The organism is Rhodospirillaceae bacterium (assembly GCA_002728255.1).
Classification (GTDB): domain Bacteria; phylum Pseudomonadota; class Alphaproteobacteria; order UBA7887; family UBA7887.
Window position 1 is genome coordinate 21,722 of the sequence record PBWV01000016.1, and the last position, 6,458, is coordinate 28,179.

Annotated in this window: 9 protein-coding genes; 5 read left to right on the forward strand and 4 right to left on the reverse strand. The window is 44.0% G+C overall.

The window, feature by feature from the left end:
* Position 1: 1 nt before the first annotated feature.
* Both CMM32_04155 and CMM32_04160 read left to right on the forward strand, forming a co-directional pair.
* Entirely contained in the window at positions 2-988 is a 987-nt protein-coding gene (locus CMM32_04155; protein MBT06094.1) for a branched-chain amino acid ABC transporter permease, read from the forward strand.
* Positions 989-1,046: 58 nt separating this feature from the next.
* Positions 1,047-2,243: a branched-chain amino acid ABC transporter substrate-binding protein gene (locus CMM32_04160; GenBank protein ID MBT06095.1), complete on the forward strand. Its 1,197-nt coding sequence runs from the start codon at positions 1,047-1,049 to the stop codon at positions 2,241-2,243.
* Positions 2,244-2,327: 84 nt separating this feature from the next.
* On the opposite strand, the gene CMM32_04165 is transcribed toward CMM32_04160, so the two are convergent.
* The gene (locus tag CMM32_04165; GenBank protein MBT06096.1) at positions 2,328-2,747 is read right to left on the reverse strand and encodes a methylmalonyl-CoA epimerase; all 420 of its coding nucleotides are present in this window, start codon (positions 2,745-2,747) and stop codon (positions 2,328-2,330) included.
* Between the two features lie 61 nt (positions 2,748-2,808).
* Positions 2,809-3,021, reverse strand: a complete 213-nt coding sequence (locus CMM32_04170) for a hypothetical protein (protein MBT06097.1) — start codon at positions 3,019-3,021, stop codon at positions 2,809-2,811.
* A 168-nt stretch (positions 3,022-3,189) separates the two neighbouring features.
* Between CMM32_04170 and CMM32_04175 the strand changes: the two genes are divergently transcribed.
* Both CMM32_04175 and CMM32_04180 read left to right on the forward strand, forming a co-directional pair.
* A complete protein-coding gene (locus CMM32_04175; GenBank protein MBT06098.1) occupies positions 3,190-3,492 on the forward strand; it encodes a hypothetical protein in 303 nt (100 codons plus the stop codon).
* Between the two features lie 162 nt (positions 3,493-3,654).
* Positions 3,655-4,527 (forward strand): hypothetical protein, encoded by an 873-nt coding sequence (locus CMM32_04180; GenBank protein ID MBT06099.1) that lies wholly within the window; start codon positions 3,655-3,657, stop codon positions 4,525-4,527.
* Positions 4,528-4,622: 95 nt separating this feature from the next.
* Here the strand turns inward: CMM32_04180 and CMM32_04185 are convergent, their stop codons facing one another.
* The gene (locus CMM32_04185; GenBank protein MBT06100.1) at positions 4,623-5,126 is read right to left on the reverse strand and encodes a hypothetical protein; all 504 of its coding nucleotides are present in this window, start codon (positions 5,124-5,126) and stop codon (positions 4,623-4,625) included.
* 200 nt (positions 5,127-5,326) lie between these two features.
* Here CMM32_04185 and CMM32_04190 point away from each other — a divergent pair, with 200 nt between their 5' ends.
* Positions 5,327-5,824 carry a hypothetical protein gene (locus CMM32_04190; protein ID MBT06101.1) on the forward strand — a complete coding sequence of 166 codons (498 nt, stop codon included), beginning with the start codon at positions 5,327-5,329 and terminating at the stop codon, positions 5,822-5,824.
* Between the two features lie 55 nt (positions 5,825-5,879).
* Here CMM32_04190 and CMM32_04195 read toward each other — a convergent pair.
* On the reverse strand, positions 5,880-6,458 hold a 579-nt coding region (locus CMM32_04195), incomplete at its 5' end, for an aldehyde dehydrogenase (GenBank protein ID MBT06102.1).

The following is a 6,458-nucleotide window of genomic DNA, read 5'->3' on the forward strand; positions in this document are numbered from 1 at the left end:
AATGGAACGCCCCAATCCACTAACAACCAATCTCTTAGTCGGCTTCTGTGTGGCCATTGCTTTTGGCATTGCTCTGCCGCACTTCGTTTCCGATTTTGTGACATATCAGCTTACCTTAGCAATGGCTTGGGCAATTGCTATGTTGGGGCTAAATATTCTCACGGGTTACAATGGGCAGTTTTCTATCGGTCATAGCGCCTTTTTCGCAGCCGGAGCCTATTCCGCTGCTATTTTTATTGAACACTTCGGTTGGAGTCCGTATGAAGCCATCGTTGCCGCTGCTTTTATTTCATTTATATTTGGTTTTTTGTTTGGCTTCCCGGCTCTCCGGCTGGAAGGATTATACCTAGCGTTAGCAACCTTTGCTTTAGCCGTGGCCACCCCTCAGCTTTTAAAATTTGATGCCTTTGAACACTGGACAGGTGGGGTACAAGGTATCTTTGTACCAAAACCGGAGCCAATTATCGCACCCTTAACATCAGACCAATCACTCTACTATGTGACGCTCTTCATTATCGTATTTTTGATGGTCATCACGTGGTGCATTCTTCATAGCAGATCNGGGCGGGCGATGATGGCAATCCGTGACAACCCCATTGCAGCGAAGACCATGGGGATTAATACAGCTCTAGTCAAAACGACAACGTTCGGAATAAGTGCAATGTATGCTGGGATAGGAGGCGCACTATTTACATATGCCAGTGAATTCGTCAGCCCAGATGCCTTTAACTTCTTTGTGGCCGTTTACATTTTAGTGGGCTCAGTAGTCGGTGGAATTGTATCTATCCCGGGCGCTNTATTTGGAGGGCTCTTCATCGTCTTCATGCCAAACATCGCGCAAGATGTCAGGTTGGCTTACGAGTGGCTACCTCCCCCTTGGGCGATTTTTGGAGTCATCCTAATTTTAATTATCTATTTTGTACCTTTTGGCNTGTGGGGTGCATTGGAACGCTTAATAAGCTGGACGAAACAAAAATTTTCTGGCTAAATTAAAGGTAGTCGGTCAAAAAATTCGAAAAAANTAGTTTTTTAAGGGAGATACTTAAATGCCTTTCCGGACTCTGCTCGNAACTATCNTTNCAATGCTATTAGCTTCAAGTTCTGTGAGCTCCCAAACGGTCGGTGTTACANATGATTCGATTAAAATTGGCCATACCAACCCTTATTCTGGCCCCGCCTCGGTTTACTCCGTTATTGGGAAAACCATTGTTGCCTACTTTAANGGTGTAAATGCAGANGGAGGAATTAATGGTCGCACGATTGATCTCATTTCCCTGGATGATAGTTACAGCCCACCTCGTACTGTTGAACAAGTCCGAAAGTTAGTCGAACAGGAAGAAGTCGCTTTTCTATTCAATACGCTTGGCACACCAACCAATTCAGCTATCCATAGATATGTAAATGCAAAAAAGGTTCCCCACATTTTTCTCGCGACTGGTGCATCCAAATGGGGACAACCTCGAATATTTCCCTGGAGCATGGGCTTCCAACCTACCTACGATATCGAAGGTGAAATTTATGCGAATCATGCCTTAAGCACCGTGGAAGATCCTAAAATTGCCATCCTTTTTCAAAATGATGATTATGGCAAAGATTACCGAGACGGCTTTCTGCGAGGCCTAGGAGACAAAGCCGAAGAGTTGGTTGTTAAAATGGTGTCTTATGAAGTAACTGATCCAACTATTGACGCTCAAATATTGGAANTAGCAGCAAGTGGCGCCAATGTTTTCTTTAATATTTCGCTACCAAAATTTGCAGCTCAGGCAATTAAAAAATCGTGCGAGATAGGGTGGCAACCTCTGCATCTTATGAACAATGTATCGTCTTCTGTGAAAGCCACCCTAGTTCCAGCTGGATTAGAGTGTTCAAAAGGCCTAGTTACTGCTCAGTGGATGAAGGACCCCACTGATCCACAATGGCGGGATACGGATGGCTTTAAGGAGTGGTCTTCCTGGATGGACACACATATGCCAAAAGGGGACCGTGGAGATGCCCTTTATGGATACGGATATAATGTCTCCCGATTACTCCATATAATGCTAGCTGGATGCGATGACCTTAGCCGACCCGGAATACTGGCATGCGCTACTAACCTGAAAGATATTCAACTTCCAATGGTAATACCTGGAGTGAAGGTTAATACAAGTTCTACCGATTACTACCCAATAGAAGCCGCACAGCTTTCTAAATTTGATGGAGAGAAGTGGATTCTGTTCGGCGAAGTCCTGGAATCCGAGAAATAATCGCTTCTTTTTGAAAGAGTTTTTCTTAACAACCGCCTAGGAAATCTTGGGCGGTTGTTTGTCGGATATCCCGTTCAAAAAAAATTAATGACTGGGAACAGTCGGCAACTCAGCGAGTTCAATTACCACATTTCCAGTTGATTTTGGGTCCAAAAAAGCAATCCGGGCTCCCCCGTGCCCGATCAGGGGTGTTTCATTCCTTAGCAGGATTCCTTTTTCTTTAAGTTCCGCTAGAGCTTCATCAATATCCTCTACCTCCAGACATATATGAAATAAACCCTCACCATGCCTCTCAATCCATTCAGAGGTTTCTGTCTCTGGATGGTCTGATTCAAGAAGTTCAATATACGTATCGCCTACAGGATACATCGCTAATTTGGTACGATACTTAGGAAGTTTCTCCTCGTACTCCATCTTAATATCCAGGTCATTTTCTAAAAATCGACCAAACTTCTTCATGCTTTTTACTGCAATCGCTATATGTTCTATTCGCTTTACTTTCATCACCTAATTCTCCCCCAGTTCTTCGTTCTAAACTCTTGGACTAGAACAATTTAATAATACCTCACCTAACGCGTTGCCAGCGTCTTAATGCAACCAGCATCCATACTGCCTCCACAAGGCCAAAGGGCCAAGCGCCCTGCAAAAATCCGTAGACTGATGCCAGCCCACACGCGCCGGAAAAAGCCATTACGAACCATGGGCTCTTCTCCTCTAAAGTATAAAAAAGTAACATTGCAGTGACTGAAAATAAGCCAAACAAATTGAGGATATCCATCGCTGTGCACCTATCAAAATAAAAGTCTATGTATTCCGGACAAGTAGAGTTAACAAACCTAACTCACTTTTTTTACCACTAACAACAGCCATAATTTAGTAGGAGTAGGCATGCTAAGTTAATGCCTATATACTATGCCATTATCAAAGCTAGATATATTTGGAAGGAATGACATTGAAAGATATTACCGAAGAAGAAGCAAGGAACAGGCTTCAGGAACGTGGACATTCTAATATTCTCAAATACACTCTCCCAGCTAATCAGACTAAAGAATCCCATAGCCATCCGCACGATGCCGACGTGATTGTTATTACGGGAAACATCAAAATTGTGACCACCACACAGGAATATAATCTAGGTCCTGGAGATGAGTTCCAACTAGATGGCGGCACTATACACTCGGAAGAAGTAGGAGATAAGGGCGTAGTCCTACTCGCAGCCAAACCTACCGACACAGCAGATCAAAAATAGCTCTTCCCATGACCCTTTTTTTCCAAATAAAATAATTAGAGGGCTCTAAAAAATCCTACAACCCAAATACGTTATCTATCCCACTCCCTAATAAAAGAAATTCAGTAGAATAGATCATAAATCAAGCGACACTCCACACTATACAACTTGGATCGGACCAATATGACAGACAGCTTTGATCGTTCAAAACAATCTCTGGGTAATATCCTCCACATGGAACATGTAAACCTGGCAGTTCCAGACCAAAAACTAGCTACTTTATTTTATGTTGTGGGGCTACAATTCACTCGTGATCCCTTCATTATGAATGGCGTAGACAACATGTGGGTGAATATGGGACGTTGCCAAGTCCACCTTCCCAGTCGAAACCCAATAGCTCAGAAATTAAGGGGTACCATCGGGTTTATAGTTCCCAATTTAGCAACACTTGAATCATCACTTGCCGATGTAGCCCCTTATTTGGAAAACACGGCATTCTCCTATACGCGAAAAAACGACCACATCAAAGCGACATGTCCCTGGGGCAACAACTTTAAGATCCACGAGCCTGCTCCCCAATATGGCACGATAGATATTGGAATGCCCTATGTAGAACTGGATATACCACGGGGCACGACTGAGAAAATCGGAAAATTTTATGATGAAATTTTTGGAGCAACCGTCGAGTTAAAAACTATTCATAGTAATGAATGTGCTTCTATAAAAACTGGGAAATCACAATTCCTACATTTTTTAGAGACTGATTCTAAACAGAATCAATATGATGGCCACCACATTGCAATATATATATCTGACTTTGCAGGACCGTATGAAAAACTCAAAGAGCGTGGACTTATTTCAATGGAAACGGATGAGTACGAGTGGAGATTCACCGATATTATTGACCTCGATACCGGAAAAACTCTTTTTGAAATTGAACACGAGGTACGAAGTGCAACCCATCCGCTCTATTCCCGCCCTCTAATAAATCGTAATCCTGAGCAAAGTAATCGAGGGTACCGCCCAGGGCAGGACAATTTTATAGGCCAAATTTAAATAGCCGACCACTTACCAGTATGCGTCAGACAAAATCCTGCGAGGATTCTTACTTAAGAAAACCCTCGCAGGCCAAACCTCAGATAGTTATACCCTTACTCTGCCACCCCAGGAAGGTCACCGGTGCACATATTAGCTGTCACCACCGGAGCATATGGTAAATCTGCAATTTTAGGCATATAGGAAAATTCGTAGTGGCACTCATACTTCCGATTAGCATGTTTTCCCGTCCCACCAGCACTTTTTAAATACCCCTGACCCTCGGCAAAGGCATCCTTGGCAGACCGATCTACCAAGAGATACCGTTTATCTCCATCGCGATCCGTTATCTCACATGCCAAGCGGAGCATAGTCCCAGCATCTGTAATTACCCCACCTCCCGTGCAGGTCATCACTCCATCCCCCTCCGCAGCACTTAGCAGAAATCCATGATTCTTGTACGAGAAAACCTTCGCTCCCTCGCCCGTCTCAGTGATATCAATCTCAGCCATAACTGCCGTCGTGCTTTCCCACGAAGCGCCCGACTCCGCGATAGCATGCGAATTCATAGCTACAACCACAAATCCCAATCCAATTAAGCTAGTTAAATTTTTGATCATTTCTCACCTCCCACAAATTATTGACTAACATCCGTTTTGCCCCGCGCATTTGTTGCGCACACATCTCTTTATTATACGAATTTCTATGTCCGTACTATTACCTTTTATGATTTTATCGCCATACCGGATCACATAAGCTAAGCTCTCATGATAGCCTAAAGATAACAACAAGGCACTTTGCTAAATAAGAAGGTTAACAAGTGTTAAATCTCTTTGCCCTCGCAGTAGATGTTAAGTTGAGTATAGTTCTTCTTTCTCTGGTGCATACCATTAGCGAAGGAACTTTACCCTTTCCCGATATACCTCCAAATTATTCCTCCGGAGATCTATGGGAAGAAAGATCCATGTTCTGTCTCTACAATGATAAAAACTCTAACGAGCTCTACTATGGAATTATTTTTGACGACTTTAAAACAAGAACTGTACAAATTGATAATGGTGACCTTATGGTACCTGAGGAGACCGAGGCATCCCATTACACCTTAGTAACAATTTACGGAGCACAAAAAATCTTCTGGAAAAACAATCTAGGAGTCAATTCTTTAGATCGAAAAAATTTTGTTCACTTGCTCAATGGAAAAGAGCATGGGTGGTGCCAACCACAAGCAAGTGTTGCTGTACTCCAAAAGCTACAAGAGAAACTTACAAGTAACACGGGTAAAAATAGATCCCGGACAATCCTTGATGACTTCCAGTAGAAAAGTGGCGCCCAAAGGGCGCCACTAATCGCATATCACTACTATTTAACTTTGTCTAAGCCATCGCCGCCTTTATTGCATCAGCGGTGATTGGCAAGCTACGCACCCGGGCGCCCACTGCGTCATCAATCGCATTAGCTATAGCAGCCGGCACAACAGCAGTAGCAGGCTCACCTATTCCGGACGGATATTGGCCTTGCTCAATAAGAACAATATCAATCTCTGGAACTTGATCCATACGCAACATCTCATATTCATCGAAGTTGCCTTGCTCAATCCCGCCATTACTCATACTTAGCTGCTCATACAAAGTTTGACTTAGTCCCCAAAGGGCTGCTCCCTCTATCTGCGCTCTTGCGCCATCCGGATTAACAACCGTACCGACGTCCATAGCAATTGTAAGCTTTTGGACAGTAGGATCTCCGCTAGAAGGATCAACATGCACTTCGGCCACGCAAGCCGTCCAAGATGGCGACCCACGCTCTTGGGCACTCACACATGATAAGCCCATACCCATATTTTCAGCCAACGGCTTCGTGCCGAACCCGGCCCGGCCAGCGGCGGCCATCAGAGTGTTACGCAGCCGCTTAGCACCCCCTACACTATTTGGTGGAGCACCAGCGTTCTTACCTGC